This window comes from Cyanobium sp. BA5m-10 (genome assembly GCF_024346255.1).
Classification (GTDB): domain Bacteria; phylum Cyanobacteriota; class Cyanobacteriia; order PCC-6307; family Cyanobiaceae; genus Cyanobium_A; species Cyanobium_A usitatum.
In genome coordinates this window covers 26945-45076 of the sequence record NZ_JAGQCP010000022.1, presented here as the reverse complement: position 1 = coordinate 45076, position 18132 = coordinate 26945, and the positions used below count along the sequence as shown (strand labels likewise).

At 64.1% G+C, this 18132-nt stretch carries 21 protein-coding genes; 11 read left to right on the top strand and 10 right to left on the bottom strand.

Going from position 1 to position 18132, the window contains the following annotated elements; genetic code table 11:
- A partial coding sequence (locus tag KBY85_RS09250; protein ID WP_254961207.1) for a VCBS domain-containing protein occupies positions 1-2557 on the bottom strand: 2557 nt, incomplete at its 3' end.
- Here KBY85_RS09250 and KBY85_RS09245 point away from each other — a divergent pair.
- Positions 2546-3223 (top strand): hypothetical protein, encoded by a 678-nt coding sequence (locus KBY85_RS09245; RefSeq protein ID WP_254961206.1) that lies wholly within the window; start codon positions 2546-2548, stop codon positions 3221-3223. The two genes, KBY85_RS09250 and KBY85_RS09245, sit on opposite strands and share 12 nt — an antisense overlap.
- Positions 3224-3518: 295 nt before the next feature.
- Here the strand turns inward: KBY85_RS09245 and KBY85_RS09240 are convergent, their stop codons facing one another.
- Positions 3519-3857, bottom strand: coding sequence for an SDR family NAD(P)-dependent oxidoreductase (locus tag KBY85_RS09240; protein ID WP_254961205.1), 339 nt, complete (start codon positions 3855-3857; stop codon positions 3519-3521).
- An 81-nt stretch (positions 3858-3938) separates the two neighbouring features.
- Positions 3939-4382, bottom strand: coding sequence for a carboxymuconolactone decarboxylase family protein (locus KBY85_RS09235; RefSeq protein WP_254961204.1), 444 nt, complete (start codon positions 4380-4382; stop codon positions 3939-3941).
- A 436-nt stretch (positions 4383-4818) separates the two neighbouring features.
- On the opposite strand from KBY85_RS09235, the gene KBY85_RS09230 reads away from it, so the two are divergent.
- From KBY85_RS09230 to KBY85_RS09210, 5 genes are all read left to right on the top strand, one after another.
- Entirely contained in the window at positions 4819-6354 is a 1536-nt protein-coding gene (locus tag KBY85_RS09230; protein WP_254961203.1) for an NAD(P)/FAD-dependent oxidoreductase, read from the top strand.
- Positions 6355-6554: 200 nt separating this feature from the next.
- Positions 6555-6959, top strand: a complete 405-nt coding sequence (locus KBY85_RS09225) for a PPC domain-containing DNA-binding protein (RefSeq protein WP_254961202.1) — start codon at positions 6555-6557, stop codon at positions 6957-6959.
- A gap of 189 nt (positions 6960-7148) precedes the next feature.
- A complete protein-coding gene (locus KBY85_RS09220) occupies positions 7149-7676 on the top strand; it encodes an NADPH-dependent FMN reductase (RefSeq protein ID WP_254961201.1) in 528 nt (175 codons plus the stop codon).
- A complete protein-coding gene (locus tag KBY85_RS09215) occupies positions 7673-8377 on the top strand; it encodes a pirin-like bicupin family protein (protein ID WP_254961200.1) in 705 nt (234 codons plus the stop codon). The genes KBY85_RS09220 and KBY85_RS09215 overlap by 4 nt, the downstream gene beginning before the upstream one ends.
- A gap of 216 nt (positions 8378-8593) precedes the next feature.
- Positions 8594-9502, top strand: coding sequence for a cation diffusion facilitator family transporter (locus KBY85_RS09210; RefSeq protein ID WP_254961199.1), 909 nt, complete (start codon positions 8594-8596; stop codon positions 9500-9502).
- A 67-nt stretch (positions 9503-9569) separates the two neighbouring features.
- Here the strand turns inward: KBY85_RS09210 and KBY85_RS09205 are convergent, their stop codons facing one another.
- The 4 genes from KBY85_RS09205 to KBY85_RS09190 are packed head-to-tail and all read right to left on the bottom strand — an operon-like array spanning position 9570 to position 12657.
- Positions 9570-10175 carry a potassium channel family protein gene (locus KBY85_RS09205; RefSeq protein ID WP_254961198.1) on the bottom strand — a complete coding sequence of 202 codons (606 nt, stop codon included), beginning with the start codon at positions 10173-10175 and terminating at the stop codon, positions 9570-9572.
- On the bottom strand, positions 10175-11302 hold the full coding sequence (locus tag KBY85_RS09200) for an FUSC family protein (RefSeq protein WP_254961197.1): 1128 nt from the start codon (positions 11300-11302) through the stop codon (positions 10175-10177). The genes KBY85_RS09205 and KBY85_RS09200 overlap by 1 nt, the downstream gene beginning before the upstream one ends.
- Entirely contained in the window at positions 11303-11479 is a 177-nt protein-coding gene (locus KBY85_RS09195; RefSeq protein ID WP_254961196.1) for a hypothetical protein, read from the bottom strand.
- The gene (locus KBY85_RS09190; RefSeq protein ID WP_254961195.1) at positions 11476-12657 is read right to left on the bottom strand and encodes an HlyD family efflux transporter periplasmic adaptor subunit; all 1182 of its coding nucleotides are present in this window, start codon (positions 12655-12657) and stop codon (positions 11476-11478) included. Before KBY85_RS09190 ends, KBY85_RS09195 begins: the two co-directional genes overlap by 4 nt.
- 66 nt (positions 12658-12723) lie before the next feature.
- Between KBY85_RS09190 and KBY85_RS09185 the strand changes: the two genes are divergently transcribed.
- The 5 genes from KBY85_RS09185 to KBY85_RS09165 all read left to right on the top strand — a co-directional run bounded on the left by KBY85_RS09185 (position 12724) and on the right by KBY85_RS09165 (position 15951).
- Positions 12724-14139 (top strand): TolC family protein, encoded by a 1416-nt coding sequence (locus tag KBY85_RS09185; RefSeq protein WP_254931846.1) that lies wholly within the window; start codon positions 12724-12726, stop codon positions 14137-14139.
- Positions 14140-14359: 220 nt separating this feature from the next.
- A complete protein-coding gene (locus KBY85_RS09180) occupies positions 14360-14851 on the top strand; it encodes a thermonuclease family protein (protein ID WP_254931845.1) in 492 nt (163 codons plus the stop codon).
- A gap of 12 nt (positions 14852-14863) precedes the next feature.
- Positions 14864-14959 carry an excalibur calcium-binding domain-containing protein gene (locus KBY85_RS09175; protein ID WP_254931854.1) on the top strand — a complete coding sequence of 32 codons (96 nt, stop codon included), beginning with the start codon at positions 14864-14866 and terminating at the stop codon, positions 14957-14959.
- Positions 14960-15115: 156 nt separating this feature from the next.
- Complete coding sequence (locus tag KBY85_RS09170; RefSeq protein ID WP_254961212.1) at positions 15116-15478, top strand: AbrB family transcriptional regulator; 363 nt, start codon at positions 15116-15118, stop codon at positions 15476-15478.
- A 92-nt stretch (positions 15479-15570) separates the two neighbouring features.
- The gene (locus KBY85_RS09165; RefSeq protein ID WP_254961194.1) at positions 15571-15951 is read left to right on the top strand and encodes a LexA family transcriptional regulator; all 381 of its coding nucleotides are present in this window, start codon (positions 15571-15573) and stop codon (positions 15949-15951) included.
- Between the two features lie 5 nt (positions 15952-15956).
- Here the strand turns inward: KBY85_RS09165 and KBY85_RS09160 are convergent, their stop codons facing one another.
- The 3 genes from KBY85_RS09160 to KBY85_RS09150 form a co-directional block, all read right to left on the bottom strand.
- Positions 15957-17279: a hemolysin family protein gene (locus KBY85_RS09160; protein ID WP_254961193.1), complete on the bottom strand. Its 1323-nt coding sequence runs from the start codon at positions 17277-17279 to the stop codon at positions 15957-15959.
- Between the two features lie 132 nt (positions 17280-17411).
- Positions 17412-17837 (bottom strand): type II toxin-antitoxin system VapC family toxin, encoded by a 426-nt coding sequence (locus KBY85_RS09155; protein ID WP_254961192.1) that lies wholly within the window; start codon positions 17835-17837, stop codon positions 17412-17414.
- Positions 17824-18060 carry a FitA-like ribbon-helix-helix domain-containing protein gene (locus KBY85_RS09150; protein WP_254961191.1) on the bottom strand — a complete coding sequence of 79 codons (237 nt, stop codon included), beginning with the start codon at positions 18058-18060 and terminating at the stop codon, positions 17824-17826. Before KBY85_RS09150 ends, KBY85_RS09155 begins: the two co-directional genes overlap by 14 nt.
- Positions 18061-18132: the final 72 nt, after the last annotated feature.

The following is an 18132-nucleotide window of genomic DNA, read 5'->3' as shown; positions in this document are numbered from 1 at the left end:
CGTTGGCCTGGAAGGTGATCGATCCATACAGGCCCTGCAAGGGCGCACCGATGGTGCCGGCTGTGCCTGATCCCTCGGTCGCTCCGGTGCGGAAGGATTCGACGAAGCCGTTGCGCGCGGGCGTGTCTTTGGAGTCGACATCGGTGTCGTTGACCAGCACGTTGCCGCTGGCATTAGCTCCAGGGGTGCCGTTTAGGGTGCCGCCTGCCTCAATCGCCGCACCTACATCGTTAAACGCAACCGGGGCATCATTGCTGCCCAGGATCGTGAGGGTCAGAACAGCGGTATCACTCAGGCCACCCGGGTGATCCAGCAGGGTGTAATTGAACAACTCGGTGAGTGTGTCACCGGGTTTGAGTGCATCCACCGTGGGGTTGCTGTTGTCCAGCACATAGTGGTAGGAGCCATCGGCATTGAGTGTCAGCGAGCCATACAGGCCCTTGAGTGCCGCACCCAGGTTGCCCGTGGTTCCGGATCCCTCATTGCCTCCGGTGCGGAACGACAACACCTTGCCCTGGGGTGGTGCCACCAGATTGTTGCCATCGGCGTTGTCAACATCGCGATCGTTGCTGATCACATTGCCGCTGGCATCCGCCCCGGGGGTGCCGTTGAGGGTGCCCCCCGCTTCGATGGACACGCCGTTGTCGTCGTCTGCCACGGGGGCGTCATTGACGCCCTGGATCGTGATGGTGAGCAGCCCGATATCGCTCAACGCCCCATCGGAGACGGTGTAGTTGAACGATTCGCTGAGGCTGGCGCCAGGATCGAGGGCATCAACAATGGGGTGATTGTTGTCGATGTTGTAGGTGAAGCTGCCGTCGACATTGACAATCAGCTGCCCGTAGATTCCCATCAGTGGCGATCCCAGGGTCCCAGCGCTGCCCGCTCCCTCGCTGGCTCCCGTTCGGATGCCGGTCACCGTTCCCTTGATGGTCAGCGGGTTATCGGCGGGATCGGGGTCGCTGTCGTTGCTCAGCAGGTTGCCGTTGGCGTTGGAGCCGGCGACGCTGTTGAAGCGACCACCGGCTTCGATCGCGGCGCCGGTGTCGTTCGCTGCCACCGGAGGGCGGTTGGCGACAAGGATCACGGTCTTACTGCTGAGATAGTCGTTCAGAGCGCCCGGCCCATCGCTGCCGTTGCGCTCGCCGTTGGCAGCGCCCGATGCCCCTGGAGTGCTGCTGCCGGTGCTGTTGCCGTCGCTGCCGTTGGCTGTGCCTGTGCCCGGCAGGCTGGTGTAGCTGACACTGGCACTGTTGGAGAGGGCTGTGCCCGGTGGCAGGGTCGCTGCCAATACCCCCTGATAGGTGATGGTGACCGACTGGTTGATGTCCAGCTCAGGCACCTCTAGCTGGATGCGGTCGCTCAGGCCGTTGCTGCCGCTGAAGATCGAGGTGTCGATCACCGCTGGCGCCGCCGGCTGGCTCTGCACAACGGTGGGCGCTCCGCTGAGATCGAAGTTGATGCCTAGGGCATCGAGATTGTCGTCAACGCTGAGGTTGAAGGCCTTGGCCGTACCCGTGTTGCGGATGACCACGGTGTAGACGAGGGTGTCGCCGGGGGTGGGGTTGGCGTTGCCGCTGGCCCCGGTCTTCTGGAGCACCACCGTCTTGTCGGTCTGCAGCAGTGGTTCTCGCACCAATAGGGGCGGGGCGCTCGAGGTGCTCTCCGCCACAGCGCCGTTGAGGCCGGCGCTGGCGATGAAGCTGTTGGTGATGGTGGTGCCGGCCTGGTTGCCGGCCACGTTCGCCACCAGGGCGTTGAACTCGATCAGCACCGATTCGATCTGCGTCGGATCGGTGTTGCGGTTCACGAGCTCTCCCAGATCCCAGCTCAGCGTCTGCCCCGCGATCGTTGGCGCGTAGCTGGCGGTGGGGATCACCGTGTTGTTGTTGCCGATGCTCGGCAGGTAGTACGGATCGATCACCCCCTGGTTCCAGCTCAGATCGGCAGCATTGGCGGCGACGAAGGCCAGTTTTGCCGTGTTGTCGGCCAGGAAGGTCAGTCCGGAGGGCAGGACGTCGCGCATGGTCGCTTTGCCCACGGTCCCCTGGGGGAGGTCCGTCTTGAGCCGATAGCGCACGATCTCGCCGATCACCACGTCGTTGCCGCTGGTGTGGGCCTCGGAGGTGAGCCGGGTGCTCTTGATGGCATCCAGGGCCTGGCTCACCACCGACTGGCTGGCGCTTTTGGCGTAGTTGTTGAGGCTGCCACCACTGCCATCCCGCTCGCCCGTGGCGGTGCCGGAGGCACCCGGGGTGGTGCTGCCGGTGCTGTTGCCGCCGCTGCCATTCGGCGTGCCGGTGCCGGGCAGGCCGGTTTCGACGGGGCCCAGCTGGGCCTCCGGCTCGATTACGCCTTCAGCCGTGATCTCGTTGCCGGCGTCTTCGGACGCTTTGGTCAGGGCTCGGCCGATGGAGGCTCCCTGTTCATCAACGGCACCAGCTTCAGCGGCCAATCCTCCGATCTCACCTGGGGCGGCGGCGGTCTGTTTGCCCAGTGGTCCCGTCCGGACTGGTTCATCAGTGCTGCGATCGGTGGCGATGGGTTGAGCAGCCAACAACCCTTTGCCATCAGCAGCAGTAATGCCGCCGGTGTCCGCACCAGCTCCCCTTCCGGCAGTGGCAGTGCTTTCAACACGGCACTGAATTTTGGTGGACGCATCCGTCTGTCCGACACCCAGTTGCTCGAACCCAGCGCCCTACTCACTACCTCCAGCCTGTCCTTCGGCCAGGTGAGCATTCCCGATGGCACCACCAACCAGAGCTTTTTGCTGCCCTCCAGCAGCAGCACCGTTGGCACCGCCGACATCGGTTTCACCTGGCGGGCGCCGATGCAGCAAGGCAAGAACCTGATCACACCATCCTTGCGGGTGAGCTGGCTGGGCGCTGGCTTCCTAGGCGGAGAGCCCGCCACGGTGGTCAGCAGCGGCAGCGGCAGCCAGGCCACCCAGGCCACCGGCTCCCTGGTGCAGAGCAGTGGCCTTGGCCTGCAGGGGCAACTGGCCTACACCCTCAGCGACAACACCACCTTCTATGTGCGGGGCGGCGCCGGGTTGTATTCCGGTGGCACCGCCTGGGACGTGGGTGGTGGCGTCAAGTTCCGCTGGGGCGGTGCCACCCGCAGCGTGGCGGCCGTTCCGGCCCCTGCCCCTCAGCCCGAGCCCGCCCCAGCTCCGGTGGTAGTGCCGGCCCCAGAGCCCCAGCCGATCCGAGGCCTGTGGTGAGGCAATCTCTCCCCAGTCCTTCAACTTCACTTGAAGGAAGCCCGCTGGGCTGGTAATCAGGCGGCTATCGCTTCAAGAGCCAGTGAAGCTCCTCCCGGCAATTTTATGTTGCAGGTATTGCTGAGCTGCCGTGTCCCAGAGCGAGCTACTGCGGTTTCTGGCCCATGTGGGGACTGATTCAGCCGCTACTACTGAGTGCGCTTTAGCCCGCAATCAGTACTTACAAAACAAAATCCCTGAGGTGGCTGTAATTGCTGAGCCAGCCACGGGATCCCTTCAATTAGAAGTGAGGGGCTTAAATCCCGAGGGTCTCGCCGCCATCGATGTAAAGATCGTGAAAGGCAATTTGCGCCGAATCAGGAGACAACAAAGAGGTCGCCGCCGCAGCTACCTGCTCGGCCTCTGCGGTTGCAACCACGAGCGCCGCAATGGAGGTTTGATCGGCGAGGCCAACTTGTACCACATCCACTTGTAGATCATCACGGCGCAATTCGTTGGCCAGAGCATCCATTGGCTCATCGGAAATGCCAGCGATCACGCGCCTGTCGGTCCAGGCCTCCCCGGCAACACGACGGGCGATTGCTGCACCGATGCCGTGGGCAGCTCCCACCACCACAGTGGTTCCTGGGGCCATTTACTTTTCCTTTGATTAAGTCTGCTTCATGGCTAGCAATTCCTCAGCAAAGTGTGGCTTAACTGCGCCAGTGGTGATTGTCTATGGTTGGGTTAAGCCAGGTACATGGGGCATCGATGTTTTAATCGGCACCTGCAACACGTTGTTGGTGAGGGCGAACAGTACGTACTGGGAAACCAAGCCGATCAGATCCACCACCTGCTGGGCGCTTAATTGGCTGCCGTATTCAGACCAAAGTTCAGCAGATACGGTGCGCTCTTCCACCATGGCTTCTGTCAGCGTGAGCAAGGCCCTCTCAAGGCCGTTGAAAGCCTCAAAGCGACCCATCCGCACCGCTTCAATTTCCTCATCACTGGCACCAAACTCCTTGGCCACTAAAACGTGGTGCTTCCAGACGTAATCGCTTGCATAGAGGCAGCCAATCCGCAGGATTACCAACTCCTGCTGCCGCTCACCGAACGACATCGAGCTCTTGCTGGTGACCCACCAATTCAGAAAGGGGGCAAGCAGGTCTGGGCTGTGCATCAGCTGGCCCAACACATTTTCCGGATAGCCCGGCCCTTTCAGCCCTGCCCCAGGAATGCGCTCCAGAATGGCGCAACACTCTGGGCTCAGATTATTGGTGGAACAAGCGCCCTGCCTTGGGTTGCTCTCATTGGGGTGAACAGGTGGGATGCCCATCACGGGAGTGGATTTTGTTCGCCATACATTTAACTCCTAGCAGCCGTTTGGGGTGACCAAAACCCCGGTTTGCTTCTAATTTTGAACATGCTTGATTTTCTGTAAGTCATGCTCGCCAGCACCGGACGCGAAGCACAAGTGCAGTGTGTCCAAATCTGACCCTGTAGGTGTTGGCGCCAACCCGTGGGCCTATCGCGCCTCTTAGGGTCGGGTTGATGGTTGATCTGACGCTGCTAAGTAGGGACGCTTGCTTGCTTTGCTGCCGCGAGCGAGAGGGGCGATGCCGGATCTAATCGTGATCGGCAGTGGCCTGGGGGGCCTTTGTGCCGCCGCCATCGCCTCGCGCCACGGGCTGGAGGTGCAGGTGCTGGAGGCCCACAGCCAGCCCGGCGGCGCCGCCCATGGTTTTCGACGGGGACCCTTCCACTTCGAGTCTGGCCCCTCGCTTTGGAGCGGGCTGGGCCGCTGGCCTAGTGCCAACCCCCTGGCCCAGGTGCTGCGGGCCGTGGGTGAAAGCGTGCCGGTGACCCGCTACTCGGAGTGGGGCCTGCTGTTGCCCGAGGGCAATCTTCGGGTTGGCGTGGGTTTGGATCCATTTCTGGAGGTGCTCCGCAGCCTGCGGGGGCCAGCGGTCGCCGCTGAATGGCAGGACTTTCTGGTGGCCATGGCCCCGTTGTGCCGCGCCGCCGGATCGCTGCCGCTGTTGGCCCTGCGCCCCGGTGCTGGCCTGCTCACCACTCTTGGCAGCCAGGGGTTGGGGCTGATCGGCCAGGCGGGCCAGCTGGCAGCGCTGGGCGGAGCTTTTGGGCCTATGGCCCGCCGCCATCTGCGCGATCCCTTTCTGCTCCATTGGGTGGAGATGCTGTGTTTTCTGATCTCCGGCCTGGAGCCTGATCAGACCAGTGCAGCCGCCATGGCCACCCTGTTTGGCGAGTGGTTTGAGCCCGATGCGGGGTTGGACTACCCGATAGGTGGCAGCCCCGCCGTGGTGGACGCATTGGTGCGGGGCATCCGCCGCCATGGGGGCGAGCTGCGCACGGGCGCGGCGGTGGCTGAAATCGAACTGTCGGGGGGGCGGGCCACGGGGGTGCGCCTTGTCAGCGGCGAACGGCTGAACGCCCGCCACGGAGTTATTAGTAATGCCAGCCCATGGGATACGGCCGCCCTGCTGGGTAAGGGCAGTGCACCGGAGCGTTGGCGCCAGAAGCTTCTGGCTGCGCCGGCTTGTCCCAGCTTTCTTCACTGGCACCTGGCTTTCAAAGATGAAGGCCTGGCCGAGCTGCCCATCCACCATGTGTGGGTGGGAGATTGGCAGCGGGGCATCAGGGCTGAGCGCAACATGGTGGTGCTGTCGATGCCGTCGCGGCTGGATCCCTCCCTGGCACCGCCGGGCCACCAGGTGTTGCACGGATACACGCCAGCCAACGAACCCTGGGAGCTATGGAAGGATCTGGAGCGGGGCACCCCCGCCTATGAGGAGCTGCGCCGCGAGCGTTGCGGTGTGTTCCATGGCGTTTTCGATCAACTGGTGCCCGATTGGCACGAGCGGGTGGTGCTTGAGCTGCAGGGAACCCCCCTCAGCCATCGCGACTTCCTGCGGGTGCACCAGGGCAGCTATGGCCCCGCCTGGCCCGCCAACCGCGGAGCCTTCCCCGGCGGCGGCACCCCGATCAAAGGCTTGGCGCTCTGCGGTGCGGGCGTATTCCCCGGAATTGGCGTACCCCCCGTAGCCGTGAGCGGCGCCATGGCGGCCCACCGCTTTGTGCCCGCTGCGGCCCAACGGCGATTGCTTGAGGAGTTGGAGCTGGTGAGCTGAATATTTACTGCTTACTGCTTACTGCTTACTGCTTACTGCTTACTGTTTAGTTCTGGTCAATTAATTTGTTTTGGCTATGGGGATGGGGTGGGCACTTTTTACCTCAAGCCCAACTCCCTGCGCCTCGGCGCCCATGTGGCCAATGCCGGCTATGTGGATGCCTTGGTGATGGTCCAGGGGCTTGTGGAGGGGCCAACCCCATGAAGGTGGTGCCGCTGCGGCTTGCGCCGGGAGACGACCTCCGGCAGACGCTGGAAACCTGGATGGGCGAGCAGCAGGAGCAGGCGGGCTGCGTGATTAGCGCCGTGGGCAGCCTCTCGGTCGCCCAGCTGCCCTTTGCGGGGGCTGCTGAGGACACGACCATCCACGGTGAGCTGGAGATACTCAGCCTGGCCGGCACCCTTTCGCCCGATGGCGCCCATCTGCACATTGCTGTGGCCGACAGCAGGGGCGCCGTGATCGGCGGCCACCTCTGCACCGGCTCCCTGGTGCGCACCACCACCGAGTTGGTGGTTTGCCTGCTGCCGGAATGGCATTTCTGGCGGGAACTGGATACTGCCACCGGCTATCCCGAGCTGCGGATAAGTCCTCGGGCTGCGGGCTAAGGGCAGCCGTAGCTCCATCAGCAGAAACACGAACCAGGCAACGCCAGCGCTGATACTGCCTGTCCAGTCGTTAAGCAGCAGTTCGACAATCGATACGGTGCTGGCGCCCCTCATTGCCCCGGATTTCGCCAGCTGCTTCCGCACCGGCCACGCTGGCTATACCAATTACTCCACCCTGGAGCCCCAGCCATGAGTACCCCAACCTCCACAGATGTACTGGTGATCGCCGCTAGCAACGGCCATAACCTGCAGCTGGCTGAGCGCTTCGCAGCGGCCGCCCGCCAGCAGGGCCAAAGCGCTGCCGTGCTCGATCTCACCACCATGAACCTGCCGCTTTTCACCCCGCGAGCCCAGGCCGCCGGCACACCGCCAGTGTTGGCGGCGTTGGAGGCCCAGCTGGCAGCCTCTCCGCGCTGGGTGATCTGCTCGCCGGAATACAACGGCTCGATCCCGCCGGTGCTCACCAGTGCAATCGCCTGGCTGTCGGTGCAGGGCAGCGACTTCCGGGCCCTCTTCAACTGCCGCCCCGTGGTGATCGCCACCCACTCCGGCGGCGGCGGCTATGGCGTGCTCACGGCCATGAGGCTGCAGCTGGCCCATCTCGGTGCCCATGTGGTGGGCCGCCAGCTGTCGAGCAACAGCGACAATCCGGCCAAGGACGACTCCATCGCTGATCTGATCACGCACCTGCACCACATCCATATTTCCCAACCATGACCACCTCCTCAGGCCTGGTATTTCGCCCGGCCGCCGAGCGTTTCCACAGCCAGCTCGACTGGCTCGACAGCTGGCACAGCTTTTCCTTTTCCAGTCATTACGACCCAGCCTGGATGGGCTATGGGCCGCTGCGGGTGATCAACGACGACACGATCGCCGCCGGCACAGGCTTCGGCATGCACCCCCACCGCGACATGGAGATCCTGACCGTGATGGTGGAGGGCCAGCTCAACCATTGCGACTCGATGGGCCACGCCGAGGTGCTGCGCGTCGGCGAGGTGCAGCGCATGAGCGCAGGCACCGGTGTGGTGCACAGCGAAATCAACCAGGGCGATAAGCCATGCCGGCTGCTGCAGATCTGGATCGTGCCCAGTAGCACCGGCATCGCCCCGGACTACGAGCAGAAACCCTTCGCCATCGGTCCCGGCTGGACTCCCCTGCTGGATCCCGAGCAGGCCGATGGCGCCATGGCGATCCACCGGCCGGTGCGCCTCTGGCGGGCTCAGCCAGGTGCAGGCGAGACGCGCAGCCTGGCCATTGGCACAGGCCGCCAGGGCTGGATCCAGCTGATTGATGGGGCCGGGGAGGCCAATGGCCATCCCCTGCAGCAGGGTGATGGTCTGGGCTACGACGCCGGCAAGCTGGAGGGCTTCACTGCAGGGTCAGGTGGAGCAGACCTGCTGCTCTTTGAATTGTGTTGAACGTCATCTGGGGAGCTTTATGAGGGCTGGAGTGGCGACCTGGTGCGTCAGCGGGCCTGGGCGCCGGAGGTGGCCTTCCCTATTGCCTTGGCCTACTAGCGCTCGAGTAGGCAAAAGGCTGATCCAATCGGAAACCGCCTTCCGTCGCCGCCACGACAAGCAGTCTGGTCCGCCATCACCAACACTGGCTTAGCTGAGAGAGCACTTCCCGCGCCCATGGTCTTCGCGTCCCCCCGCCAATACATGCTGCTGTCGACGGCAGCAGCGGTCGCGACGATCGTGCTGAAAACGCTGGCCTGGCGCCTGACCGGGTCGGTGGGCCTGCTCTCCGATGCCATGGAGTCGGGCGTGAACCTGGTCGCAGCCCTTGGCGCGATCTGGGCGCTCACCCTCGCGGCCAAACCTGCCGATCGCAGCCACCCCTACGGCCACTTCAAGGCTGAATACTTCTCCAGCGGCCTGGAAAGTGTGCTGATCGTGGTGGCAGCTCTCGCCATCATGCACACCGCCATTGGCCGCCTGCAGCAGCCCCAACCGCTGGAGCAGCTGGGCATCGGCCTGGTCATTTCCCTGCTGGCAACCGCGCTGAATGGTCTGGTGGCCTGGGTGCTGTTGAAAGCCTCGCGGCGCTTTGATTCGATCACCCTGCGCGCCGATGCCAACCATCTGCTCACCGACGTCTGGACCTCCCTCGGTGTGGTTCTGGGCATCGGCCTGGTGAAGCTCACCGGCCTGACGATTCTCGACCCCCTGATTGCGATCGCCGTGGCGCTGAACATCGTCGTCACTGGCTGGAAGCTGTTTCACGAAACCGCCTCCGGCCTGCTGGATCGCTCCCTGTCCGATCCCGAGCAACAGGTTCTCGAAGATCTGCTGGCCAGCTGTGAAACAGACGAGATCAAATTCCATGCGCTGCGCACCCGCGTGGCTGGTTCCCGTCGCTTCGTGTCATTCCACGTGCTCGTGCCTGGTCACTGGAGCGTGCAGGCAGGCCACGACCTCTGCGATCAGTTGGAGCACAAGGTGGCGGCCACCTTGACCCGCACGCATGTGTTCACTCATCTCGAGCCGATCGAAGATCCGAAAGCCTGGGAAGATCAAGGCTTCCGCTGGGAGCAGGGCTAAGGCACCGCAAGCAAAGCTCTGAAGAACAGACCGCTGAGCACGTAGATCGTCATGCCGGTGGCTGCGCTTAATCCGGCGCACCACCTTGGGATCTAGACGGGCTGGGCAGGCGCCCCTCCACTTCCAGCCGCATCGTGATAATCCGCTGCACCACATACACCAGCTGGGCCGTGCTCCAGCCCGCCATCAACACCCCATTCACCGCCTCGGCAACGCTGAGCAGGCGCCAGCATGCCGGCAGGGTCATGTCGCCATAGCCAACCGTGGTGAAGGTGATGCCGGAGAAATAGAGGCTGCCCTCCAACCCCGAAAACAAGCCAAGCCCCTGATACAGCAGGGCCCAGAGCAGGATTTCCACCCACAGCGCTAGGGCGGTGAGCAGGGCCATGGCCAGAATCATCAACAGACGCCGCCGGCTGCGCGGCGCACACCAGGCGTCGAGCCGTTGCCGGTGGGTGCACTCCGCCTGGATCACCGTCACCAGCGTGTGAATCAGGGAGGTGAGGATCAGCATGCCCACCGCGATGCCCAGCTGCGCCGGCAACCCCAGGCACATTCCAGGGGCCTGGGGTTGCCGGCCCTGGCCCCAAGCCGGTGCGGCCGCGGCCAGCACGCCCAGGGCAACGGCAGCCGCAAGCCGGCGATGGCGCTGCAGCAACGGGATGCGCTCCATCAGGCAGAATCCTTGGCCGATAACGCTGGTGGGAGCGGCTCAGCCAAGGGCACCCCGAGCCAGCGCGCTTCCTCCCGCGCCGCCGGCAGCAGCCGTTGCAGCTGCTCGCTGCTGGCGGCCGGATCTGCCCTGAGTTGGTTGTAGCGACGCAGCGCACTGTTGGGAAACAGCAGCAGCCCCACGGCCAGCGCCAGACCACAGCCCATCAGGTAATCAATCCAGCGGTTCGGGATATACCAAGCCACCAGCGGCCCGTAGCCCACAAACGCCACCCCGCTGGAGATCAACGCCGTGCGCAGATAACTCGCCTTGTTCAACGCCATCACCAACGCAGCCGTGCCGCCCATCACCAGGCCGTTCTGCATCGCCCCGATCCCCAGGGTGTTGAACACCAACAACGGCATCAGAATGCCGAACGACACACCCACCATCCGGTCGCGCACCCGGCCGAGGGTGTCGCCGATGCTGTCGTTCAGCAACAGCACCACCCCGAAATAGAGATATTTCGGGGTGGTCGCGCCCACCCCCTGGCCGATGGCCAGGGCCAGGCTGGCAAACACGAGCTTGCGCCAGAAGAACGGCGACCGCAGGCCTGCCATCACCCGCTCCGCCAGAGGCGGCTCAGCCGGTTCTGGGGCGGGGCCCGCTGCGGGGCTCTCAGAGGCGGGGATCACGGCAGGGGAGAAGGCCAGCTGCAGCGCCGTGCCGATCGCCATGCCCAGGGCAATCGCCAGCAACTCCTGGCCCCAGTCACTCCAGCTGGGTGCGCTGCTCAGCAGCGGCAGCACGCCCGCCACCGCCACAACGCCCGAGAGCATCCGCAATTTCCCCGGCAGCAGCAGGGCGAACAGCTGCATCAACGCCGCCACCAGCCCAAATAAAAACACCTGGGGCACCGCACTCAGGGCGAGCCCCAGCACAACGCCGATCGCCATGCAAAAACCGACCACCACCAGCAGCACCGGGTAGATCGCCAGGGGCCAACGGCTGAAATCGGATCGCACGATCACTGCCGCGATCACCGCGCCGTAGGCGATGGCCTCACCGCTGAGGTTGATGCCATCGCCTACGGCACTGGTCAGCCCAACCGCCAGAGCGATCACCAGGGCCCCGCGCAACTGCACCATTCAGGAGCGGGGGGAACGCAACGCCCTGGCCCAGCCCACTAGCAACACCACCAGCAGCAGCGCCACCCAGAACCACAGCCGCGGCGGCGAGCTGATGGCGGCGATCACCAGCAGCAGCAGCGCAATCCAGGGGGCAGGCTGACGCCAGGGGCTCAACCAACGCTCACGGTTATTCATCGCTCCGCACCCCCCAGCCAGCGCAGGAACGGCAACACAAAGCTCACCAGGGAGCGCCGCTCCACCTCCACCTTGGCCCGCGCGGGCGTGCCGTTCTCCAACGGTAGATCGGGCCCCCGGCCGCTGCTCCAGCGCAGGCCGCTCGGGTTGTCAGCCGGCTCCAATTCCACGGTGACCAGTTGCACCGGCGAGCTGATCTTGTCGGCGGCGGTGGCCAGGGGGTCACCGCCCTCACCAAAGGCCGCCTGGCGGCTGCGGGCAATCAGGCTCATCGCCACCTCCGGATCCCCCACCACCCGGCTCACCTCCGCTAAATCGGCGGTGGCGGGCGAGATTGCCACAATTTTTCCCTCCAGCGATCCGTAGCGCTCAGCCGTGCCTCCATAGCGCTCGCGGGTCTGCAGCAGGGGATCCAGCTGGATCGACTCGCCGAGCCGCAGGCGCACCGCATCGGCATCGCTGAACAGCGCCGTGACCAGCCGCGGACGCCGGGCCTGCAGCGGCCCGGGGCCCAGGGTGCCCAGCCGCTGGCCCGGCAGCACCGCCTGTCCAGGGCTGACCGCCAGGCTCAACAGCAAGCCAGCGCGCGGTGCCAGCACCGCTTGGGCATCCTCCTGCCCCTCCAGTTCGGCCCGATTGGCATCGAGCTGGGCCAGCTGGCCCTCCAGGGCCTTGATCTGGCTCTGGTTGCGCAGGTAGAGGTCCTGGGCTCCCACCCACAGCGGGCTGTACCGGGGGATCACCTCATCGCGGCGCAGGGTTTCGAGCGCCTGCAACTGCTTCTGCACCGGCTGGTTGGTGGTGCGCAGGGTAGCGATCTGGGCCCGGATCGCCTGCTGCTGACGGACGATGGCCTGCCCCTGCCGCACCAGGGCATCGGGGTTCGCACCCACCGCACCAGCGCCCGGCGCCGCCTGGTCCACCCGATTCAAGGTGGCCAGCAGCTCGCCTTGACGCACGGCATCGCCAACCCGCCTGGGCAAGGCCTGCACCTGGCCTGCCGATCGGGCGTAAAACCCGACGCGGCTGTCGGGTTGCAGCAGCACCGCACTGCCCTCCACCTTCACGGCCACGCTCGGCGAGAGGGCCCAGGCTCCACTGATCGCCGTCACCAGAGCCATCGGCAGCAGGCTCAGCGCCCGGTCCATTGCTGCCATGCCGCCCTGCTGCGCTGCCACTGAGGAAGTGGCCTTACCGTACCCGTAATTCTTCCTGTTGCAGCTTTGCGTCGGCGATCCCGCTGGATGAGTGCGCTCGCAGCGGTGATCCTCGGCCTGGCGCCGGGCCAGGGGGTTCTGGCAGCCACCCCTCCCCTGGTGCTCAGCCGGGCGCAGGCTCTCGAGCTGGGCCTGGGCGGCTCCCTCAGCCTGCGCAGTCAGGAGCTGACGGTGGAGGAAAACCAGGCATTGGTTGGCCTGGCCCGCTCCCGGTTTCGACCTAAACTCGATCTGGTGGCCCTGGGCACCTTTGCCCAGGTGAAGACCGACGTCGGCTTCATCTCCAACCTGCCCACCATCGGCGATCTCAACCTCAATCTCGGTGCCGACAGTTCGGCCCTGATCAACAACACCTTTGTGAATCTGGGCCTGATCCTGACCATGCCCTTGGTGGATTTCGGTCGGGGGCCTCTGCAGCAGGCGGCCCAGGCCGATCTGCAGGCGGCCCGCGCCGCGCAAGCGGAGCAGCAGCGGCGGTCCCGCTTTGACATCCTCAGCCGCTATCTCGCCGCCCAGCTGAGCGCCGCCCAGATCCCGGTCTGGGAAAGCTCCCTGTCGGTTTCGCGGCGGGTGTTGAGCGACGTCAACGCGATCCGGCGTGTAGGCCTGGCTCCTCGCATTGACACCTTTCAGGCGGAAGCCCTGCTGCAGACCGACCTCCAGGGGCTGGCCGAGGCTCAGGCCCAGTACGACATCGCCCTGAGTGCGCTGGCCCGGGTGCTGAATCTTCCGGCCGAAACGCGCGTCGAAGCCGGCGATCCACTCCAGCCCGATCCAGCCTGGAGTCCCAGCCTGAGCGACAGCATCAACCAGGCCCTTGAGCAGCGCCCCGCCCTGGAAAGTCTGATCCAGCTGCAGCAGGCCCAACGCGCCAGAGTGCAGCTGGCCCGGGCCGGCCGGCTGCCCAGCGTGGGGTTACTGGTGGGTGGGGGCGTCAGCGGTAATTGGCTAGATATTCCAAACCAGAGCGCCACCCCCAACATCAGCGCCAGCAATGGTTCCAGCGTGACCTTGCCGTCCGTCAGCACTAGTAGCAGTGCCTCCGGCAGCTTCACCGACTGGGGCGCCGCCATCACCGTGCGCCAGCCCCTCTATGACGGCGGTCTTACACGCGAGTCGATCGCCCTGGCCCAGCGCCGCGCCGCCCAGACGGAGATCACCGTCCAGCAGGCCCAGCAAGCCATCATCCAAAGCGTGGAAACCTGGTTCGCCACCCACCGGGCAGCCGCGTCCCAAACCAGGGCCGCACGGGCGGCCATCACCGCCGGCGAGCGTTCGGTGCAGGATTCACTGCTCCGGTATCGAGCCGGCCTCTCCCCACTCACGGAACTGTTGATCGCCCAGCGCAACCTCCAGGTGGCCCGCTCCGCCGAGGCCAGCGCCATCTACCGCTGGAACCTCAGCCGAGCCGGGTTGGAACTAGAAACGGGTCTGGAGAGCTGATCCCGGCCTTGCTGCTTCGCAGAAGCCTGCGGCTAGGCATCGTCTTGCCCCTGGGCTCGCAGCAGGAGGGATCAGTGCTGGACGATCCAGGTGTGCTCATCGCTCCAGCTCAGGCCAGTGGCCGGAACTCCCACCGTGGAGGGAGCTGGTTCAGAGCTCCAGGCTGGCGCAGCGGCCATGCATAGGCCCAATGGAAAGGATGCCCGTGCAAACTCCAGCGATGGCAAGCAAGGTATTGCTGGTTGTGGCGGCGTTGACGGCTCTTGCCTGGCCGGCTGGTGTCTCTGGTCAGGGCGTTACGGCCATGGTGCTCTCCATTGGCGATGGCGACACCATCCGCGTCCGCCAGGCCAGCAAAGCCATGACAGTGAGGCTGGCCTGCATTGACGCCCCGGAAACGGCACAAGGCACGTATGGCCAGCAGGCCCGCAGCTACCTGCAGCAGCGGCTCCCTGTCGGCCGGGAGATCAGGCTCGAGGTCAAAACCACCGATCGCTATGGCCGCTCGGTAGCGGAGGTGATCGCAGAAATCAACATCAACCTGGCGATGGTGGAAGACGGCCAAGCCTTCGCCTACCGCCAGTACCTCAGTGGGTGTAATGCCCAGGAGTATCTGGACGCCGAATACCGTGCCAGCCGGCGCCGATATGGGGTCTGGCAGGTGGAGGGCGGCATCACCCGGCCCTGGGACTTCCGCCGCGGACGCCGCTAGCGCTGCAGCGAGATCAGCTCCTATGCCAAAGCCCAGGACCTGCTGCGCCAGGGGCACAGCTATCTCGATGGCAATGGCGATGGAGAAGCCTGCGAATCCCTGCGCTGACAATCACCTTTTGCAATATCGCGCACCTTTTGCAATATCGCGAAGCTGCGCTATTGGTTGCCTCTGGAACCAGTAGAAGCAAAGGCTTGGCTATTGATTTAGTGAATTGACACAGCACGTGGGTTTGTTATGTTCTGGGTACCACGCAAGTATCAAATGATTACCGGTTCAGAACTGCTCGCCAAGGTCAAGGAGCTGGGCGATGTCTCCAAGTCAGATCTCGTGCGTGAGTGCGGCTATGTGAGCACCAAGAAAGACGGCGGCGAGCGCCTCAACTTCACCGCGTTCTATGAGGCCCTGCTCGGTGCTAAGGGGGTAAGCCTTGGTGCCGATACCACCGGCCGTGGCAAGGGTGGCCGCAGCCTCAGCTTCGTGACCAAGATCCAGTTCAACGGCAATCTCATGGTGGGCAAGGCCTACACCGCCCTGCTCGACCTCAAGCCAGGCGATGAGTTCGAGATCAAGCTGGGTCGTAAGCAGATCAAGCTCATCCCTTTGGGCAGCACAGAAGAGGAGTGAGCAGCTCCTTCGGTGCCTCGATGCGGATTGCGACGCCGGGGGCCAGCCCACCTCACCAGCAGTAGAACGGCTGCACTACTGCTGAGGTCTCGATGTTGTCCGATCTGCCCATTGGCGAGCCTGTGCCCTACTGCAAGGGTTCTTTGGGTGAGGGCTTGGATCTCCATGCCGCCCTGATTCCCAACCCGGTTTGCACCTTCTACATGCGGGTCAGCGGCAATGGCATGCGCCAGCACGGAATCAAGGACGGCGACCTGATGGTGATCGACCGCAGCGTTGAGCCCCGCTCCGGCAATGTCGTTGTCGTTGCCCACCAGGGCAGCTTCTTGATGCGGCCGCTACTGCGTCAGGGGGAGCAGTGGTTGCTTGAACCGGTGCGGCCAGGAGAGGCAGCAATTCCTTTGGACCTGGAGGTCTTTGATCGCTCAGGCCTCTTTGGCGTGGTGGTGCATGCGGTGCATCACCTGGAGTGAGCAGCCTATGGAGAAGGGGAAATCACCCTGGGGGTATCCCTGTTGATGGGCGAGACCAGCAGCTTGTCGACCCGCTTGCCATCCATATCCACCACCTCGAAGCGGTAGCCCTGCCACTCGAAATGGTCGGCTTCGCGGGGGATGCGCTCGAGCACATGCATCACAAACCCGGCCAGGGTGTGATATCGGCACTTCTGATCAATGCGGAAGATGTCCTGGTCGATCAGCTCAGCAAAAGCGTCGAGATCCAGGCCGCCGTCGACAAGCAACGATCCGTCTTCGCGGATCACCACCATGGGTCCGTCTCTATCTTCAACCGAGGGCAGGTCGCCAACGATGCCCTCCATTAGGTCATTGAGAGTGACAAGACCCTCGATCCCGCCGAACTCATCGGTGACCAGGGCAATGTGAATACCAGTGCGCTTGAATTGCTCGAGAACAGATAGAGCCCGGGTGCTTTCGGCCATGAACAGTGGCGGCTGCATCAGTTCTTCGAGGTTGATCGACTGGCCGGTGATCTTTGCCGATAACAGGGTGCGGACCCGCACCACTCCCAGGCAGTCATCGAGGTTGCCCCTGGCCACCGGAAAACGGGAATGGGTGCTCTCGAGGATGCCCTGCAGGCTCGTTTCCAGCGACTCCTCGACATCGAGCCAGCAGATGTCAGTGCGGGGGGTCATCAACGTCTTGATGGTGCGATCACCAAGGCGCAGCACCCGCTGCACCATGTCGTGCTCGACCTCTTCGAACACGCCCGAATCAGCACCCTGACGAATCATCGCCTTGATCTCGTCTTCGGTGATGTCTGGTTCGCTGGTGGTGGAAACCCCCAGCAGCTTCATCAGGGCTTCGGTCGAATTGCTGAGCAGATGGACAACCGGACCGCTGGCCCGCGACAGCCAGCGCATGCTGGGTGCAATAGCGCAGGCCAGGCGCTCTGGATTGGCCAGGGCCAGGCGCTTGGGCACCAGCTCGCCGACTACCACCGATAAGTAGGTGATCACGGCCACCACCAGCGCAAAGCTCAGCCCTTCGCTGTAATGCGCCAGCACAGGCAGGCGCTCCAGCAGGGAATCGAGCTGGCGAGCAACGGTGGCACCACCGACCGCACCGGTGAGGATGCCGATCAAGGTGATGCCGATCTGAACCGTGGACAGAAACTGATTAGGCGATTCGGCCAGTCTCAGCGCCACCCGGGCTGAGCGGTCTCCCTTCTCGGAGAGTTGTTCTAGCCGATAACGGCGTGCCGAAATGATTGCGATTTCAGCGCCGGAGAACAGACCGTTGGCCACGATCAACAGCAGGATGATCAGGATGTCCTGCGCCAAGAAGGGGATCGGTCTGGAAGATTCCCCAAATTAAGACTGCTACCAGGTTGGATGCCAGCGATGCAACACCACCCCAAGCCAGGCCTTGAGGCCCAGCGGCTGTGGCCCTGCCCGGGGGCAGAGGGGGGTGCATCACGGCACAGGCTGAAACGGATTGAGCAGGCGCACCCCGCAGCCAGCGAAGTCATCGACGTTGCGCGTCACCACGGTGAGGTCGTGGAGGAGGGCGATGGCAGCGATCTGTTTGTCGATGGCTTTGTGAGGATTGGGCACCCGCAGTCGCCCCCAGATCTGGGCCGCATCGCCATCAAGGTCCAGCACCCGATCGCCGTAGGTCTGCAACACCTCAGCTAGCCACTGTTCCAGCAGCTTGGCTTGGGGTTGATCCCCCCGGTGGCGAATCAACTCCACCCCACGGCGCAGCTCACCAATGGTGATGGCAGCCATAAACAGCGGGGTGTTGTCGCGGGCAGCAGTTGACCAGAAGTCCTGCACACCCGCATCAGCGCGGCGGCCCTTGCGGGCTTCGCTGATCACGTTGGTGTCAATCAAAAACATCAGCAGCAGCCGCTTGATCGTCCTGGCGCTGGAAATCGGCGTCCACCCCAACATCCGGCATGGCAGCCAGTAATTCCGCCAAATTGCGCCGCGGTGGGCTCAGCAGAGCAGCTGCAAGGATCGCCCGCAGTTCCGCTTCCTGGCTGCGGCCATGGGCCCCGGCCCGCTTCTTGAGCGCCTGGACCAGGTCGTCATCGACGCCGCGCACCAATAGATCAGGCATGGCTCCATCACAGCGTTGATAGCAATGCTATCGTCATTGGCTCCTTTGGTCGGGATAACCAGCAGGCGATGG